This is a genomic window from Congregibacter brevis, from assembly GCF_045689245.1.
In the GTDB taxonomy this organism is placed as follows: domain Bacteria; phylum Pseudomonadota; class Gammaproteobacteria; order Pseudomonadales; family Halieaceae; genus Congregibacter; species Congregibacter brevis.
Map to the genome: position 1 here is coordinate 1798641 of NZ_CP136865.1, position 17524 is coordinate 1816164.

Consider the following 17524-nt stretch of genomic DNA (forward strand, 5'->3'; position numbering starts at 1 on the left):
CTATTCCCGGGTTGGAGGCCGGCCCTTAGGAAGCCAGAGCGACGTTACCCAGGGCTTCCTGATGAGCCAGGTATTCATCGTAGGTGCCCTGGAAATCGACCAGCTCACCGTCTCTAATGTCGAGAATGCGGGTAGCCAACGATGAGACAAACTCCCGGTCGTGGCTTACGAAGATCAGTGTGCCGTCATAGTGCTCGAGCGCCAGGTTTAGCGATTCGATGGACTCCATATCCAGGTGGTTAGTGGGCTCATCCAGCAGTAACACGTTGGTGTCCATCATCATAAGTTTGCCGAACAGTAAGCGGTTCTTTTCGCCTCCAGAGCACACCTTCGCTTTCTTCAGGAAGTCGTCCGATGAGAAGAGTAGTCTTCCCAATGTCGCGCGCACGATCTGATCGTCGTGGCTTGGCTTTCGCCATTGGCTCATCCAGTCAAACAGGTTGAGGTCTGAGTCGAACTCATCATTGGTGTTTTGGGGGCAGTATCCGAGGGTCGCGCTCTCTGCCCACTTAACACTTCCTGCGTTGGCTTCGATCTGACCCATAAGGCAGCGTAGAAGCGTTGTCTTCCCGGCACCGTTCTCGCCGATGACCGCAAGCCGTGCTCCCGCTTCAAGAATCAGACTGCCTTTATCAAACAAGGGGCCCTCGTCGAAGCCGTGACCCAACTCCTCAAGGACAACCGCCTGACGATGAAGCTTTTTGTCTTGCTTAAAGCGAATGTAAGGGCTAACCCGACTGGACGGCTTGATGTCGTCTAGTTTGATTTTCTCAATGCGTTTGGCCCTAGAAGTGGCCTGCTTTGCCTTGGAGGCATTCGCCGAAAAGCGTGATACGAATTGCTTGAGATCGGCGATCTCCGCACTCTTCTTGGCGTTTTGTGACTGCAGACGTTCGCGCACCGCGGTGGAGGCAGTCATAAAGTCGTCGTAGTTGCCTGGATAGACGCGGAGCTCGCCGTAGTCGATGTCCGCCATATGTGTGCAGACCGCATTTAAGAAATGCCTGTCGTGAGAGATGATGATCATGGTCGATTTGCTTTGGTTGAGCACCGTTTCAAGCCAGCGAATCGTGTCGATATCGAGGTTGTTGGTGGGCTCGTCCAGAAGGAGAATGTCCGGATCGGAAAAAAGAGCCTGCGCCAACAGCACCCGTAGCTTCCACCCCGGTGCTACTTCGCTCATGAGTCCATGATGAAGTTCCTGAGCAATGCCAGCGCCCGTTAGAATCTCACCCGCTCGACTCTCGGCGGAGTAGCCGTCCATTTCAGCAAAGAGCACTTCCAGGTCAGCGACGCGCATACCATCCTCTTCTGACATATCAGGATTGGCGTAAATTTCGTCGCGCTCCTGCTTTACAGCCCAGAGCTCTTCATGGCCCATCATCACCGTGTCCACAACGGTGAATTCTTCGTAGGCAAATTGATCCTGGTTGAGTTTGCCCACGCGTTCGTTGGGAGAGATGGATACATTTCCTGAGGTAGGGGTAAGGCTCCCGTCGAGGATTTTCATGAGCGTTGACTTGCCGCAGCCGTTAGCACCGATGAGACCATAGCGGTTGCCATCACCGAATTTGACGGATATATCCTCAAAAAGGGGCTTAGCGGCGAACTGCATTGTGATGTTGGCGGTAGAGATCAATTGACTGGTCCTGACACAAAACGCCGTGCGCCCTCGAGGGAGGCCTGACGTTGGGAAATTCGAAAGCTTGGAATGCCGCGCACAGTAATGGACTAAAGGGCTCCGGTCGAGCAAAGACCTTGGGAATAATTCCAGTCCTGACTGCCTTAGCTGCGCTTCGCAAACCCGCCCACGGGTATGGGCGGTGATGTTCTGCCCGCAGATTCTCTCCCGCGCGTTCTTGAAACTACATAAACAAGCCGCTCTTGTGTTTTGCGTTTAGGCGTGGATGAATGCAATACGAGAGTTTGGCTATGAACCCGCAGGAGTTTGTTGCATCTATAAACAGCAAAACTATCTGCGGTCTTTCTTTGCGATAGGCACATAGGCGTCTGGAGGAAAAGTATGCTGAAGTCAGTAAGTTTGCGTGATTACATGGTTATCCACCCCGTTACGGTGAAGCCCGATACCAACGTTTACGAAGCGATGATGACCATTAGCGACAATCGAATCTCGGGTGTTTGTGTAATAGAAGATGACCACCGTTTGGTGGGAGTATTGTCGGAAATGGACTGCCTTCGCGCTGTGCTCAGCTCGGTATACAACAACGACGGCTTCGGTACGGTGCGGGAATACATGACCGCTGAGAATCTTTTAGTAGCGCATCCTGACGAAGACATCGTTGATGTTGCGCAGGATATGCTTCGCCAGAACAAGCGGCGTCGACCGGTCGTCGAGGACGGTCGCCTTATCGGACAAATTACGATCCGGCAGTTACTTAAAGCAGTTGGGGAGTTCCAGTCGCTCAAAGGGTCCTAAAACAGCCTATCCAGCCGCTCCCTTGGTGTTCTTCAGGCGACCTAAAAGCCCTGATGGACTAGGATAGCGCGAAAAGGTATTGAGTACGGACGGGAACATGCAGCGCGAAATCGGGCGATTTAGCTCTTTAGACGTTTTGGAACTTGGAACGCATAGCGCCATTCTTGACGGTGAAGACTGGGGGCGGCTGCCCCTTGAGCGCGGGCAGTGCCCCGATTCGCTCGCTGTTGGGGATACTCTCGAGGTCTTTGCTTATCTTGATACCAACGGCCATCCAGCGATCACTACCCTTACGCCTGCAGCACAGCTTGGGGAAGTTGCCTGGCTTGAGGTTGTCGAGGTGAATGATCTGGGCGCCTTTGTGGACTGGGGTTTACCGCGAGATCTCTTTGTCCCTTTCGGAGAACAGCAGCATCCGTTAAAAAAGGGGGCGCATACCCTGGTGAAGGTCTATGTGGACAATCAAGGGCGGTTAGCAGGGTCTACACGTATTGATCACTGGATTGAAGACACCGCTCCCGTCATAAAGCAGGGGCAGCGAGTCAGTGTAATGATCGCGGAACGCACAGAGTTGGGTTACAAAGCGATCATTAATCACGAATGCTGGGGGCTACTCTATAGCAACGAGCTGTATCAGCGTGTTCGCAAAGGGCAGGTGTTGGATGCATTTGTTCAGCGCATTCGGAATGACGGCAGAATAGATCTTTCCTTGAACCAGCCTGGTTTTAGTAAAATGAAGATGGATGGCGTTTCCGCCAAGATCTTGGATCGCCTGCAGGAAAACGACGGGTTCCTTGCTCTTACTGATAAAAGCCCGCCGAGGGAGATCTACGCCATGTTTGGCGTCAGTAAAAAAGTGTTTAAGCAGGCGATCGGTGCCCTCTACAAGCAACGTGTTATCACGCTGGAGCGTGATGGGATTCGCATTGCCTAGTTAAGAAGCGCAATTCTTTGCTTTCTTTTACTGCCAGCTCTGTTAATGTGCGCGCCTTCGAGGCGTACTTCGGTCTGCGCCGCAACTAAGCCCGCACACTCTGTGCTCGCTAGTATCTCAAGAAATCATAGTCTGGACCGAGCCACTGCCACTGCAAGCCTTTGTTGATAAAGGTTTCATGGGCAGATTGGTCAGATGATTTGCATTACAAAATCAGGAATATATTACGTGTTATTTAAAGATCTCGGCCTTTCGGCCGAATTGCTGCGCGCCGTGGAAAAACAAGGCTACGACGAGGCGACTCCCATACAAGAGCAAGCCATACCTCTGGTACTGAAAGGTAGTGACCTTTTAGCGGGCGCTCAAACAGGCACTGGTAAAACAGCAGGCTTTACGCTACCCATGCTGCAGCGCTTGCAGGAAAAATATCAAGACAGGCAAAAGAGTTTTCCCAAAGCACTGGTGCTGACGCCGACACGCGAGCTCGCGGCGCAGGTGCATGAAAGTGTCAGAGACTACGGTCGCTTTCTGAATTTCCGCTCGGCGGAGATCTTCGGAGGTGTGAGTATCAACCCTCAGAAGCAAAAATTGATTAAGGGCGTCGACGTGGTGGTCGCGACGCCCGGCCGTCTCCTCGACCATGTTCAGCAACGAAGCATCGATCTGTCTAAGATTGAGATACTCGTTCTGGACGAAGCCGATCGCATGCTGGATATGGGCTTCATTCACGATATCCGGCGTGTCATGAAAGTGATTCCCAAGAAACGACAAACACTGCTGTTCTCGGCGACATTCTCCAACGAGATCAAAAAGCTCTCTTCAGAGTTTCTGAATAGCCCCGAACAGATTCAGGTGACACCGCAGAACACCGCGACGGAACTGGTGAGTCAGCTAGTGTATCCCGTTGATAAAGGTAGAAAGCGTGAGCTGCTATCTCAGCAAATTGGCGAGGGCAACTGGCAGCAGGTGCTTATTTTTACGCGTACAAAGCATGGCGCGAACAAACTTGCAGAGCAGTTGAGTAAAGACGGAGTCACTTCCGCCGCGATACACGGCAATAAATCCCAAGGCGCACGTACGCGTGCTCTCGCAGAGTTTAAGTCGGGTACCGTGAGGGCGCTGGTCGCGACAGATATCGCCGCTCGAGGCATTGATATCGATAAGTTGCCGCATGTTGTTAACTATGAGTTGCCGAATGTCGCTGAGGACTACATCCATCGGATTGGTCGTACTGCCAGAGCGGGCCAAGAAGGCCACGCTATATCATTGGTTTGTATAGATGAGCTGAAGCTTCTTAGAGACATCGAAAAGCTGCTGGGGTCTGCAATCGAGAAGGTCAATCTTCCCGGGTTTGATATTGATCCCACGATCAAAGCTGAGCCCATACAGAATGGCCGTGGAGGCCGGCAAAACAGTGGACGTAATGGTGGCCGCGGAAATGGTGCTGGCCGTGGTCGCTCTCAGGGCAATGGTCGGCCCGGTGCAGGAGGGCAGCAGGCAAGACGCGGCAGCGGCGGTGGCGCTCGAAGTCGAGCGAGCAACGGCAACCGACGCACTGCATAAATTGCAGCAGGCGTTCATGAATATGTTGCGGGCTTGAATCTTCTGTCGCAGTATCTTGTTTTCACCAAAGCCGAGGCTCGGCGAGGAAACATCGATGATGAGACAATTGGGTTTGCACCTCGCAGTCCTACTGCTTCTGAATAGCACGTCTGTCTTTGCTGACGACCGCGTTGAACTACAGGCACTTCTTGACGAATTCCTAGCAGGTGCGTCGGTGAATGATGTCGCTATGCATGAGCGGTTTTGGTCTGAGGACCTCGTCTACACAAGTTCCAGTGGCGCCCGATACGGCAAGGCTACGATCCTTGATGGCATGGGCGAGGCCGCAGCACCCGAAGAAGAGTCCGCTGTTTATACGTCGGATCAAGTGGACATCCGCATTCTCGCGGATGAAATCGCTGTCGTGACTTTCCGGCTCGTGGCGACATCTCCAGATGGGGCTGTTGATTACTACCTCAATACTGGAGTGTTCGAGCGCGGCGCTGGAGAATGGCGGGCAAGTGCCTGGCAGGCAACCCGAGTGCCAAAGCAGAGTTAGCGTCGCAATCATAGCGCTGTCGTGCGAAACCTCGAAAGCTACCGCTAGGGGCAGCGTCTCTAATGAATTCTATTTCCCTTAACGAGAAGTTCGCGATTTCTGGTTTCGTTTCGATCGCTGATGCGTCACCGGGTTACCCCATTATTCAGATTTCAAACTCTCATGCATCAGCGAGCATCTCCGTGCATGGGGCTCAGGTTCTGAGTTTTCAGCCAAAGGGTGAGGAAGATTTGCTTTGGGTTAGTAAGACGGCTGTTTTTGCCGAGGGTAAGTCTGTTCGCGGGGGTATACCGATATGCTGGCCGTGGTTCGGTACCCACCCTGATGCTGAGATGCCGGCCCACGGATTTGCGCGGAATCGTTTTTGGCAGCTCACAGCAGTGCAGCAAGATGAGCATGGATCTACCGAAGTTATGTTGTGTCTGGAGGACGATGAAGCTAGTCGATTGCTGTGGCCTCATGCCTTCGAGCTGCAGCTAAGGGTGTCTGTTGGGAAGGTCTTATCCCTTGAGCTGACTATGGTGAATTCGTCGAAAGAAGTGGTCGATCTGACAGCAGCATTGCACTCCTACTTTAACGTCGGTGACATCGCTGGAGCAGCTGTGCGGGGCTTGGACGGAGCGGAATACATCGATGCCCTGCAGGACAGCCGCCGCTTCATACAGCTGGGCGATGTTCGATTTGATGCCGAGTTGGACCGTATTTATCAGCAAACTGCGGGCGACGAATTCATCGATGACGATTTGCGAGGGCGTTCGATCCGGTTGCAAAAAAGCGGCAGTAACTCGACGGTGGTGTGGAATCCCTGGATAGCTAAATCATCGAGGATGGATGACTTTGAAGAAGGCGGCTACCGGCGCATGGTCTGCGTGGAAACAGGCAACATGGGAGAAGATGTTGTTCGTCTGGAACCCGATGCCGCCCATACACTCGGTGTAACTATTTCAGCGGAAAGTGCGCGAGCAGCCAGCGTTTAACTTACTGGTACTTCACTAACTCAGCGTCAATCACCTTTTCTTTGGTCTCGGTAGTCACAGAGTATTCGTTGTACTTGTCGCTGGATGAACTTACGTCCTTCAGTTTGCCGTCTTCTGTAACAACCCACTTAGGTTCCGACTTGGATTTTCCCGACGTGCTGGTGGTAGAGCCGATAACGTCTGTGTGAACGCCCTGAATGACAAGTCCGTCAGCTCCCTTGGCCATGGCCTGAGTGCGCAGTTCTTCAATCATCTGGTCGCTATCCCAACCTTCTAGCGCGGTAGCGGTGATCAACCCCATGACTTCGAAATCGCGCTTTACATCGCCCACGCTGTAATAGACATCAACGGAGGTGGTCGGGGGGTAGGACTTTCCCGTGTAGTCCGTGTTTACACAGGCGGCCAGTAGCAGCAATGACATAGCAACAAAAAATTGTTTCATGGTTGTTCCGACTCAATGGGGAATGGGCCAAAATTGTAGCGACACCACGTGGCAATAACCACCGGCGGGTGAGATCGGTGCCCTTGTGCGTGCAGGCCTTGCTGTGACCGCTATCAGAGTGCACTCTTCTCTCTTCGTGAAATAGCAATCGGATAGTAACTATGCCTGTCATTCGCCTTTCGCAGAGCCTCGGCTCGGTCGCGTTACTGGTTTTTTCGACGCTGTCGTCTGCCCAGGCAGACAAGGCCGACGTGGTCTCGAGTCTTAACAGCGACTATGAACGCTACCAATCCATCGCCGAAGCTCTCTGGTCGAGCCCCGAACTAGGCTACCTCGAAGTAGAGAGTACGCGCCTTTTGCAGAGTGCTCTCGAGGAAGAGGGCTTTTCGCTAGAGAAAGGCGTAGCTGGGATGCCAACGGCGTTTACTGCGACCTATGGAACTAGCGGTCCGATTATTGGGATCTTGGGAGAGTACGACGCCCTGCCGGGAATGTCCCAAGCGGCGGTTCCCTATGAAGAACCTATGTTGGACGGTGCTCCAGGACAGGCTTGTGGCCACCACCTGTTTGGTACCGCCTCTTTGGCGGCGGCGATTGCCGTGAAGAACTGGCTCGTCGATTCCGGCACTCCTGGCACTATTCGCTACTACGGCACGCCAGCGGAAGAGGGCGGTTCTGGGAAGGTCTACATGGTGCGCGCCGGCTTGTTTAATGATGTTGACGCGGTTATTAGCTGGCATGCTGGCGATGCCAACACTGCTAACCCCGGCACCAACCTCGCCACTATCTCCGGCAAATTTCGTTTTAGCGGCCGTTCTTCTCATGCCGCCGCCGCGCCCGAGCGTGGACGTTCAGCGCTTGATGGCGTCGAGGCGATGAACGACATGGTCAATATGTTACGTGAGCACACGACTGAGCCCACGCGGATTCACTACGTCATTACTGATGGCGGTAACGCGCCTAACATCGTACCGAAAACGGCTGAGGTCTATTACGTCATCCGTCACGAAGATGTGGATGAGGTTCGCTCGGTATGGGATCGCGTTGTACGAACCGCCGAGGGCGCAGCGATCGGTACAGAAACTGAAATGGAGTACGAGATCATTGGTGGAACCTATCCTCGTCTGCCAAACGAGACACTGGCGGGTGTGCTGCACTCAAATCTCTCGATGGTAGGAGGTGTTGAGTACAGCGAAGACGACGTCGCCTTTGCACGGGAGATCCAAGGGACTCTGCCCGGGCAGCTTCCAGCCATTGAATCAGCCGGCGAAGTGCAGCCAATGGTGTTCACCAAAGGTAAGGCGTCAGCGGACACGGGCGATGTGAGTTGGAACGTACCTATGGCTGCCATGCGAGCCGCTACATGGGTGCCCGGAACGCCCGCACATAGTTGGCAGGCAGTGGCAGCGGGGGGCACTGCGATCGGATACAAAGGTATGATGGTTGCGGCCAAAACCTTGGCTCTCAGCGCTATGGACCTTTACAAAAAACCAGAGATGCTCAAAAAAGCCAAAAGCGAGTTCGATGATCGCACAGGTCCGGAGTTTCGCTATTCGGCACTGCTGGGTGACCGAGCGCCGGCGCTGGACTACCGGAGATAGCGTTTGTTCTGATTGAGGTGGCAGGCAAGGATTAAGGTTTACAGTTTTTCTCGCCTGCCAGTTCGCATAGGCCATAACCCAAGCTGCCCTTTTCCACGCACCCCTTGCCACTCCCAAGCATGCACAGGCCGTAGCCTAGGCTGCCATTCTTCTTGCAAAGTGTTCCGTCAGCTACTTCACAAAGGCCATAGCCGAGAGAGCCGTCCGGCTTACATAACGATTGCCCCGCAGCTTCACAGAGTCCGTAACCCATTCTCAATGTCGGATCGTCCAACTCAACTAAGGCTGCAATGGTTTCTACCGTTATATTCTTGCTCTGGAGCTGTTTTATGAGAGAGTCCAGGTCAGCGCCCGTAGCGACGAAACTCGTGGTCAGAAGAATGAGACCAGCAACCAGTCTGGCAATCGTTGGAGAAATACTGTGATTCATAGCGCTTGCTTCCGCGGCGTTGGACTAAATGGTCGGTCAATACACCTAGCTTTGCCTGTGTTCGCTCGGTCTTAGGAGGCGTCATCGTTAAGTGTAGCTTCGCGGGTGCTCACAATCGCCATGGTAATCAGGCCCGTCGGTACCGCGAACACGCCCAGCCCAATCATCAGGGTGAAGAACGTGAAGATCTTTCCTCCCATGGTGACGGGATACACGTCCCCATAACCCACCGTGGTGAGAGTAGCTAGCGCCCACCAAAATGAATGGATCACTGACGCGAAAGTGTCCGGTTGAGCGTCGCGCTCGAAGAAGTAGATGCCCACTGCCGCAAGGTAGAAGACAAAAAGTGCCCCCATGCCGAACACCGCCAGATCAACACGAACCAGTCGAAAGGCATCGCCGATACGCTTCGCAGCATCGACGTAGCGCACGAGTTTAAAAAGCCTGAAGAGGCGAAAGAGCCACAGGATCCTAAGGCTGCGAAGATCCAGACCGAGTTGAAGATAAAAAGGGAGAATCACCAAAAGATCCGTGATGCCATAAAAGCTGAAGACAAACTCCACGCGTTTTTCGCTGAGCCAAAAGCGCAGGAGGTACTCCAGCGTGAAGACTGAAATAACAAACACTTCGAAGTTGCGTAGGGTGCTTCTCGCAGCGGGCGAGAGATCTGGGAGCGTTTCCACGGTGAACGCGATGATGGAAAGGACAATCAGTATTTGAATGAACGATTGGCATATGCGAGCAGAGAGTGTTCCGCTCCCAATGACCTTTGGGCGCAGGCGCGCACGCAAACTTAGGCTCTCCTTCGACAATTCCTAGTCTCCCTTTAGCTCACGCAACTATCGTTTACGAGGTCGTCGTTAGTGAAAAGAAGGTTAACGAAGCGACGGTGCTCAAAACCATAGCTTATGACGCTAGGCTTAACCTGGGTAATCAAAACGTTGTATCGCAGATTTGCTGCCGTCCTTGTAAGTGAGTTGGACAGTGACGTAGCGAGTGCTTCGGGGGACTGACTTGTACATCGGTGTTTTAGCATCGATAGGAGCCATTCCCGCCTTTCGCCAGGCGGGGAATCGGAATCGCTTGGTCGGATTATTGCTATTCAAGCCGTACTGAATAATCTTGATACTGCCTCGGTAGCTCATAAGGTGGGTGAAGTAGAGGAGCCGTTTTCCATCGTAATCTCTAAAACTTACCCAGCTTGTAGTCGTTGATTCGAGGATACGCTGGTTCGCGTCTTTGCTTTCCTGCTGCCCTTTGAATGGGAAATCGAAGGGCCCTTGGAGAGCACCATTTCTGTCGCGATAGCGAATCTCGATTGTCGTGTCCCCCTGATTTGCAGGAAGGTTAAAGAACATTTGCGGCACGGGTTTGCCAGTTTGAGGATTTAGCGCGCCGCTTTCACCCGTGCTTCGAGCTTCGCCGTCTTTTTGATTCCACAAAACCTCCACAACCGGTTCAGCAATTGCCAGCGTTGCGGTGTATCCGGAGTTGTTCACACCGAAGCTGATGGACACGGGGTTGTTGAGAGCGCTGCCACTATTAGTGTTCAGGCTTGTAAGCCGCATACTCGCATCGTTACGCCACTCCTCCACAAGGGACTGGTCGATCATGTGCTTTAAGAGGCCTCCGGCTTCGTCGGCGGACTGAAAAGCAGCGAGGTAGTCTCTCTCGGCGCGCTTGTTGGCGAGAGTCTGAAATCCAAGTCTTCGCTCCGATACTTCTTCGCTCAGATGATAAAACGTCGGTGCAAAATCAGGGTTTTCCGCGGCATAAGCCTCTAGACGGGGAACCCGCTGACGAGCGTCCAGAAGTATTAATCGGACATAAGCGGGAATCCCCTCGGTTTTTCCCGCCATGAGGGTCATGTAGGTCTCGCGCGCTCCCGCCGTGCCTTCTTGAACTTTGAGAAATGCAAGAAAACGCAGATGAGGGTCCAACAACGGTAGGTCACTGGCGAAGTAGCTGATGTAGGATCGTCTTGCCGCCGAGTAGTCGCCGCCCAGTTCCTGAAGCCGAGCGTTGTGATAGTGATCTTCAGGTGAACGCGGTGAATCTATCAATCCGCCACTGGCAAAAGTTGCGCGCATTTCCTCCAGTGTTCGCATGACCTGGGCTTGATTGTCTTCGATTCGATCCGCGCTCTCACGGAGGCTTTGGGTGTCTTGATAGATGCCATCGAGCTTCTGATCGATGATCCCCAGACTCGCCTGCAACTCGGCAACGCCCGGAAAAGTGCTGGCTACGAACCCGTTTTCTTCCGCCCCCTCAGAAGATTGAAACAAGACAATGAGGCCAAAGACGCCTGCGGCGACACCCGAGAAAGCCACGGCGCCGAGGAGTTCTTCTTTGCCTCTCCAGTAGATGATCAGGAGAATGACAAACGCAAAAGCGGCGATGACAAACAAATAGGAAGCAAAAGGGGCGACGGGCTGGAGGACGTCTGCAACCAAACCACCAATGGTGCAAGCTGAACCTGTGATTGCCAGTGTGGTACTTCTCAGGCTTTGGAACACGGCCCGGTTAGTGAGCGACTGAATCACTGACATGATGAGCGGCCTTTTATTGCTGTGATTTCATAGTTGAGGACTCATGTTACGGCATCGATAGTACATGGCAGGCAGTTGCTGAGCTACGTCCTAGCCCATAAGTCTTCGTTTAAAACGGAAGGTTATAATGAACCATCAGGTGCTTTTGACCTCCAAGAGATCCACTGTTTTCTCTTCGGTCCAAGTAAGGTTTTTCTCCAAGGTTTTGGGATCAGGTATGTTGGTGAGTCCACCGTGAGTACTCGTAAGTCAGTCGCCGTTATCTTGGGCGTCGGACTACTGCTGTCCTGTGCCGGTACCCAATTGGGTCTTCTGGAAACGGCGAACAACTTTGACGAGTTTCAGGGTATACCCCTGGCTCCACTAAAGACTGCTGCAGCGTGTAGGGCATCTCTAGGGACGGACAAATTCGCTGAAGGTACCGAGCTTGTGGGGCCGGGTATTCGAATTTTGAACTGGAACATTAAGAAGGGTGAGGAACCGAATTGGCAGGAGGATTTGCAGCGGTTTTCGCAGGATAAAAACCTGGTGCTTCTTCAGGAAGCAGCACTGAGTATGCAGCTGCCAGATCAGCTCCAACAGGTGCCCTTCGCGGCATTTTCGCCAGGATATGTGAAGGGTGACGACATTACCGGGGTTGTTACCTTTAGCGACGTGGAGCCGGTATCTCGCTGTAGGCTTAGTGCGGTAGAGCCGTGGTTAGGTACACCGAAGTCGACCAACATCACGGAGTACGCATTGAGCGACAGTGACAACCGCTTGGTTGTCGTTAATATGCATGCGCTGAACTTCAGCTTTGGTTTGTTGAGTTACCGCATGCAGCTTGATGCTGTTTCCGAGGCGCTTGAAGGCTTCCATGGGGCGGTGCTGCTTTCCGGTGACTTCAATACCTGGCGTCGGGGGCGCCAAAACGTGTTGTCCGACATAGTTGAAAGGCTGGGTTTGCGGCCGGTGGTCTTCGAGAATGACTATCGAGAAAGGGTGTTTGGCAGGCCTCTTGATCATATGTATGTTCGGGGTTTAGATGTAGTGGAGGCTCAGGTTTTTGAGGTGTCCTCGTCAGACCACAACCCAATGGTGGTTTCTTTTAAACTTAATGCGGAACACATCGTTACGGTGGACCCTGAACTATGATCTTGCTTAACTTGCTGCGCGGTCGCGTTTTGTTGGCATTAGTGTTCCTGCTTTCAAGCGCGTTTTCTGCAGCGGATTCCGCTGATGTGGTAGATCAGGAAATAACGTTTCTCATAGCGAGTGTAGAAAAAAGCGGTTGTGTCTTTGTTCGCAACGGCGATGAGCACTCGTCTGAGGACGCGGCGGATCATCTGAGGCTTAAGTATCGTCGTGGCAAACGTTATGCGGGAAGCGCAGAGCAGTTTATTGAGCGATTGGCGAGCGAGAGTTCCTGGACCGGCAAGCCTTACTACATCCAATGTGAAGATACGGGTGACCATTTATCTAAAGACTGGCTCACCGCTCAGTTGCTAAGCTTTCGAGCGTCGCAAACTCCCTGAGTGTCTCGCTAAGGTATCTCTAGGGGGGCTTAAGGGGATCTTTAGGTACCTCGACGGCTTCTCCCGGTTCGAGTGTGCCTAATTCGTAATGGCCCACGGCAAAACGGTGAATACACAGTACCTTGTTATCAAAGCGGCCAAACATGCGCTTGATCTGATGGTAGCGGCCTTCCGTTAATTCCACTTCCGCCGTGCACTCTCCAAGTATCTTGAGCCCTGCGGGACGTGTTGTAAGACCCTCGTAAGCAAAGAAAAACCCCGCCTTAAAAGCAGCGATACATTCGGTGCCTATGGGTTTTTCTGTTGTTACCAGGTAACGCTTTACTAGAGACGCTTTAGGGGAGGACAGTTGCCGGGACCAGTGCCCGTCGTTACTCAAGAGTACGAGGCCCGTGGAGTTGTAATCCAGTCGGCCGACGATGTGCAGCTGCCTTTTCCAAGGTTGGTCTAACAGGTCGATGACGGTTTTATGCTGAGGATCTCGCGTAGCACAGACCACCCCCGGCGGCTTGTGCAGCATCAGGTAGCGAGGCGTATTGTCCTGTGTCGTCTCTTCATCTACCTGAACCTTATGGAATTTATTGATGAGCTGGGCACCATCGCGCGCCTGTACACCGTCGACCGTGACGCGACCTTGAGCCAAAGCTCGCCTTAACTCTGCTTTCCCAATGCCTGTCGCCTTACTGAGATGTTTATCGAGTCTTGGCATTTTTATTCGTAAAATCGACTAGTCTTAGTATCTTAGCTTGCCTGCGTTAAGCGTGTGGCTTTTAGCTAACGGCACACTTATTCATGGAGTTTTTTTTCTGTCTCTCCTCATTTATTTTAAGCTTCGACGCCTGTCCCGGCATTTTCTTCGCCTCCTTAGCACGATCGCGTCGCAGCGGGTTCCTGCGGTGGGGTTAGTCAGCTGGTTTCTGCTGCAGGGTATCTCCTCTTGCTCGCTTGCACCTGAACAGGCGTCAGTGAAACTCACAGTTCCCTTTCTTACGACGCGCGCCCTACATGCGGAGGGCGGCGGCGAGGCTGAGTACACGAGCGATGTCGCCCGTGCGTCAGGGGGCCGATGTGACCTTTCTTTGCAAACAACGGGGGAACTGGAAGCCACTAATGGCGCTGTGAGAGCCCTCGCGATCGACGAAGCGTTGAGGGGGCTGGATGCTCAAGCGTCACGAGGCATTCTCATCTACATCCATGGGTACAACACTGACTTAAAACGTGCTTGCCGCGATGCTGCAGTAGTCGCTTATCGAACCGGTTTTGTGGATAGGGTGCTGTTGCTCAGCTGGCCAGCAAGCCGTGCCGGGATCACCTACCGCCGGGATGAGCGCCGCTTTGCGGAGAGCATGCCTGCGATGCTTGAGGTCCTCGATGAGCTTGGCAGGGAATCTGGTCACAAGAACATCAATATCGTTGCTCATAGCATGGGGTCACGACTAGTGCTTGGGGGAATTCCGGCCACCGTTGATAACCAACAATTTAGCAAGCTGATTCTCGTGGCGGCGGACGTAGATAAAGAAGCGTTCGTTGCGGCATTGCCTAAATTGAGGCAGCGGGTGACAAACATCGCCTTGCTGGTTTCGGAGTCTGATCGGCTTCTTTTACTTTCACAAACGCTGAACTTCGGCGAGCGCCTTGGCCAGGCAGATGACTTTATGGCTCCCGGGGTCGATGTTGTCGACGTGAGTGAGTTTGAAGATCTGGGCTTTAGTGGTCACCTGTATCACCTTGAGAGTGATCGAGTGTCTGATGCTCTCAGGGCCATTCTGAGCGATCCCACTGACCATTAATCTGGCCGTGCAAAGTGCGAATTCCGATGCTGCTTTTTATAAGGCTTCGCAATCTGCGAAAAATGTAGGGGCTACGGGGAAGGCATCGCGAAAATCTCCGTAGATTACTCAGATTGACAACAACCTGAATCGCAGTTTTTTTAAATAAAAACAAAAGCTTGCGTGATTCGCGTTTTGCAACAAACCCTTTAGTGTGATCTGAGTCACAAAATGGCTACGGGGGAGGGCGTGTCGGCCGACATCTTGCTCAATACCTACCTCAAACAGCACGTTTTCAAACGCCAATTCGGCACGATAAGAGGTAAGTAGTGTGATTAAAAAATTGATAGCAGTAGGCGCGGCAGCAATTCTCGGCTCAGCGGCACAAGCAGGCGTAATCGCCTACAACGATTTCTCAGACGTGTCTGGTTGGCAGCTAAACAACCGTGCCGCAGGCGCGAACCCTAACGAGGAAAACGTCTTGAGATTAACCGATGGTCTTGGTCAGGCCAGCAGTGCTTTTTACAAGAGCACAATTTCTCTGAAGAACGAGACATCTTTTAGTTCAGCCTTTGATTTTCAGATCACTAGGCCTATGGGTATTAGCGATATCGATGGACAGGGGGCAGATGGAATTGTGTTTGTCGTGCAAACGGCAAGCAACAAAGCGGGCGGGACGGGAGGCTCTATTGGTTACGGCGGTTTGGGCAATAGTGTGGGTATAGAATTCGATACCTGGTCGAATGGTATGAATAGGACCTATAACGATAAAGATGGAAATCACGTGGGAATCAACATCGACGGCAGTGTGAAGTCTGTTGTTCAGACGAACGTTAAGACCCGAATGAATAACTCCGAGATATGGAGCGCTTGGGTCGACTATGACGGTAAGAATGATCTACTGGAGGTGCGACTAGCCGAGGATGGCGTGCGAAGTAGTGAAGCCCTGTTGAGCCTAAAAATTGATTTGGAAGACATATTGGAAGGCTCCGATGCCTACGTAGGTTTTACCTCCGGTACCGGCGCGGCGGGTGGCGTTCACGATATTCTGAGCCTTGATTTTCGTGATGATTTCGCCCCCATTCGCAGCTCAGCGCGGATCAGTTCGGCGCAGGTTCCCGTCCCCGGAAGCCTCCCTTTGCTTGGCATGGGGCTTTGCGGCCTGGTAGCAATGCGCAAGAAAATGCGCCTTGATTGATAAGACTCTAGTTACAACAGCGGTTTGTGGATGCGAGAGGCAACAGGTACTAGGATAGGAGGCTACAACTACGAGTAAATGAAAGGATAGTGAACCATGGGTTTAACGTTTTCCTCGCTTCGCCTTCACGCCGCTGACTTCAAGAAGGACTCCCAAACTCAAGCCGTTTTTCGAAGCTACTCGTTATCAGCCGGCCTCTGCTTTGTCGCCCTCACACTGCTTGGGATGCCTTTGAGCACTCAAGCGGCAGAGAGCACTCAAGGCGCCTATGTTGCGCCTATGCAATCATCATTCGTTCCTGAGGAGCGGGTTCTCAGTCATAGAGAGCAAGCTCCTTTGGTGCGTGGTTGGCTCGAGAAACGTGTTAGGACAGTGCTCCCGGAGGTGATGCGCCGCGAAGGCATCGATATGTGGATTGTCGTATCCCGGGAGTACAACGATGATCCGGTGTTCCGCTCTCTTGCTCCCTTCGAGACTTACTCTTCCCGGCGCCGCACGATTCTCGTTTTCCACGACAGGGGAGAGGAGCTAGGTGTAGAAACACTCTCCGTAGGCCGATTCAATTATCAAAACCTGTATACGGTGGTGCCGACGCACAATGAAGAGCAGTTTGAAGGCCTTCGTGCCTTAGTAGAGGAGCGAAATCCTCGCAAGATAGGTATCAATATGTCCGAACGCTGGAACCACGCGGATGGTTTGACAGCGGTGCAGCGCGATTCGCTCTTTGAGGCTCTTGACGGATACACCGACCGTATTGTCAGTGCTGAGATGCTGGTGGTGGGGTGGTTAGAGACACGACTCCCCGAGGAAACAGATGCTTACCATCACATCATGCGGGTAGCCCACTCGGTGATCGGTAGGGCATTTTCCAATGAGGTGATTGTGCCCGGCGTTACCACCGCGAATGACGTTCGCTGGTGGATGCGTCAAACCGTTGCCGAATACGGTCTGGGTGGATGGTTTCATCCCTCGGTAGGTATTCAAAGACAGGGTCGTGAAGGGCGCTTCAGCGGCGACGAAGTTATCCAGCGAGGCGACATGCTCTGGACCGACTTTGGAATCATGTATCTGGGTTTTGCCACCGACACTCAGCACAATGCCTATGTGCTTCGTGTAGGGGAGGTCGAGCCACCTGCGGGTTTGCAGGCAGGACTCGAAGCAGCCATGCGTCTCCAGGACATTACGCGAGAAGAGTCCCGGGTGGGCCGCAGCGGCAATGACGCCCTGGCTGCCTCTCTTGCCAAAGCCAAGAAAGAGCGTTTGGATGCCACTATCTACTGGCACTCTATTGGCTATCACGGCCATGCGGCCGGCGTTCCTCTCGGTATGACCGATTATCAGGGCGGCGTACCTGTGCGCGGTGATCTCGAGTTTCGCGCCAACACCTGGCATTCCGTGGAACTCAATGTCGTGAAGTCTGTGCCCGAATGGGGCAACCAGCCGGTGAAGTTCTCAATGGAGGAGGATGCTGTGCTGACTGAGAATGGTTGGGAGTGGGCGCTCGGTCGTCAGGAGTCCTTTCACCTTATCCGCTAACAGCTGTGGATGTGTCAACATTCCCCCAATAACGCT

General features: G+C 53.0%; 17 protein-coding genes. 11 read left to right on the forward strand and 6 right to left on the reverse strand.

All coding sequences use genetic code 11. The features are described 5' to 3' along the window. Nucleotides 1-25: 25 nt before the first annotated feature. Entirely contained in the window at nucleotides 26-1639 is a 1614-nt protein-coding gene (locus R0137_RS07960) for an ABC-F family ATPase (RefSeq protein ID WP_407329846.1), read from the reverse strand. A gap of 384 nt (nucleotides 1640-2023) precedes the next feature. Between R0137_RS07960 and R0137_RS07965 the strand changes: the two genes are divergently transcribed. The 5 genes from R0137_RS07965 (at nucleotide 2024) to R0137_RS07985 (ending at nucleotide 6449) form a co-directional block, all read left to right on the forward strand. Beyond that, nucleotides 2024-2437 carry a CBS domain-containing protein gene (locus R0137_RS07965; protein WP_407329847.1) on the forward strand — a complete coding sequence of 138 codons (414 nt, stop codon included), beginning with the start codon at nucleotides 2024-2026 and terminating at the stop codon, nucleotides 2435-2437. 97 nt (nucleotides 2438-2534) lie between these two features. Continuing rightward, nucleotides 2535-3371, forward strand: coding sequence for a S1 RNA-binding domain-containing protein (locus tag R0137_RS07970; protein ID WP_407329848.1), 837 nt, complete (start codon nucleotides 2535-2537; stop codon nucleotides 3369-3371). 228 nt (nucleotides 3372-3599) lie between these two features. Continuing rightward, nucleotides 3600-4934 (forward strand): DEAD/DEAH box helicase, encoded by a 1335-nt coding sequence (locus R0137_RS07975; RefSeq protein ID WP_407329849.1) that lies wholly within the window; start codon nucleotides 3600-3602, stop codon nucleotides 4932-4934. Nucleotides 4935-5028: 94 nt separating this feature from the next. Then, nucleotides 5029-5472, forward strand: coding sequence for a nuclear transport factor 2 family protein (locus tag R0137_RS07980; protein ID WP_407329850.1), 444 nt, complete (start codon nucleotides 5029-5031; stop codon nucleotides 5470-5472). Between the two features lie 62 nt (nucleotides 5473-5534). Further along, nucleotides 5535-6449 (forward strand): D-hexose-6-phosphate mutarotase, encoded by a 915-nt coding sequence (locus R0137_RS07985; RefSeq protein WP_407329851.1) that lies wholly within the window; start codon nucleotides 5535-5537, stop codon nucleotides 6447-6449. Between the two features lies 1 nt (nucleotide 6450). Here the strand turns inward: R0137_RS07985 and R0137_RS07990 are convergent, their stop codons facing one another. Continuing rightward, nucleotides 6451-6891 carry a hypothetical protein gene (locus tag R0137_RS07990; RefSeq protein ID WP_407329852.1) on the reverse strand — a complete coding sequence of 147 codons (441 nt, stop codon included), beginning with the start codon at nucleotides 6889-6891 and terminating at the stop codon, nucleotides 6451-6453. A gap of 161 nt (nucleotides 6892-7052) precedes the next feature. Between R0137_RS07990 and R0137_RS07995 the strand changes: the two genes are divergently transcribed. Further along, a complete protein-coding gene (locus R0137_RS07995; protein ID WP_407329853.1) occupies nucleotides 7053-8492 on the forward strand; it encodes an amidohydrolase in 1440 nt (479 codons plus the stop codon). A gap of 31 nt (nucleotides 8493-8523) precedes the next feature. Here R0137_RS07995 and R0137_RS08000 read toward each other — a convergent pair whose 3' ends face one another. The 3 genes from R0137_RS08000 to R0137_RS08010 form a co-directional block, all read right to left on the reverse strand. Beyond that, nucleotides 8524-8922 (reverse strand): hypothetical protein, encoded by a 399-nt coding sequence (locus R0137_RS08000; protein WP_407329854.1) that lies wholly within the window; start codon nucleotides 8920-8922, stop codon nucleotides 8524-8526. Nucleotides 8923-8993: 71 nt separating this feature from the next. After that, nucleotides 8994-9713: an ion transporter gene (locus tag R0137_RS08005; RefSeq protein WP_407329855.1), complete on the reverse strand. Its 720-nt coding sequence runs from the start codon at nucleotides 9711-9713 to the stop codon at nucleotides 8994-8996. Between the two features lie 129 nt (nucleotides 9714-9842). Beyond that, nucleotides 9843-11471 carry a hypothetical protein gene (locus R0137_RS08010; protein ID WP_407329856.1) on the reverse strand — a complete coding sequence of 543 codons (1629 nt, stop codon included), beginning with the start codon at nucleotides 11469-11471 and terminating at the stop codon, nucleotides 9843-9845. A 234-nt stretch (nucleotides 11472-11705) separates the two neighbouring features. Here R0137_RS08010 and R0137_RS08015 point away from each other — a divergent pair, with 234 nt between their 5' ends. Beyond that, nucleotides 11706-12605 carry an endonuclease/exonuclease/phosphatase family protein gene (locus R0137_RS08015; protein ID WP_407329857.1) on the forward strand — a complete coding sequence of 300 codons (900 nt, stop codon included), beginning with the start codon at nucleotides 11706-11708 and terminating at the stop codon, nucleotides 12603-12605. Next, complete coding sequence (locus R0137_RS08020; RefSeq protein ID WP_407329858.1) at nucleotides 12602-12985, forward strand: DUF5329 domain-containing protein; 384 nt, start codon at nucleotides 12602-12604, stop codon at nucleotides 12983-12985. The genes R0137_RS08015 and R0137_RS08020 overlap by 4 nt, the downstream gene beginning before the upstream one ends. A gap of 19 nt (nucleotides 12986-13004) precedes the next feature. Here R0137_RS08020 and R0137_RS08025 read toward each other — a convergent pair whose 3' ends face one another. Then, a complete protein-coding gene (locus R0137_RS08025; RefSeq protein WP_407329859.1) occupies nucleotides 13005-13694 on the reverse strand; it encodes a pseudouridine synthase in 690 nt (229 codons plus the stop codon). Nucleotides 13695-13950: 256 nt separating this feature from the next. Here R0137_RS08025 and R0137_RS08030 point away from each other — a divergent pair, with 256 nt between their 5' ends. The 3 genes from R0137_RS08030 (at nucleotide 13951) to R0137_RS08040 (ending at nucleotide 17488) form a co-directional block, all read left to right on the forward strand. After that, nucleotides 13951-14775, forward strand: coding sequence for an alpha/beta hydrolase (locus R0137_RS08030; RefSeq protein ID WP_407329860.1), 825 nt, complete (start codon nucleotides 13951-13953; stop codon nucleotides 14773-14775). Nucleotides 14776-15085: 310 nt separating this feature from the next. Continuing rightward, nucleotides 15086-15952, forward strand: a complete 867-nt coding sequence (locus R0137_RS08035; RefSeq protein ID WP_407329861.1) for a lectin-like domain-containing protein — start codon at nucleotides 15086-15088, stop codon at nucleotides 15950-15952. A gap of 96 nt (nucleotides 15953-16048) precedes the next feature. Further along, nucleotides 16049-17488 carry a M24 family metallopeptidase gene (locus tag R0137_RS08040; protein WP_407329862.1) on the forward strand — a complete coding sequence of 480 codons (1440 nt, stop codon included), beginning with the start codon at nucleotides 16049-16051 and terminating at the stop codon, nucleotides 17486-17488. Nucleotides 17489-17524: the final 36 nt, after the last annotated feature.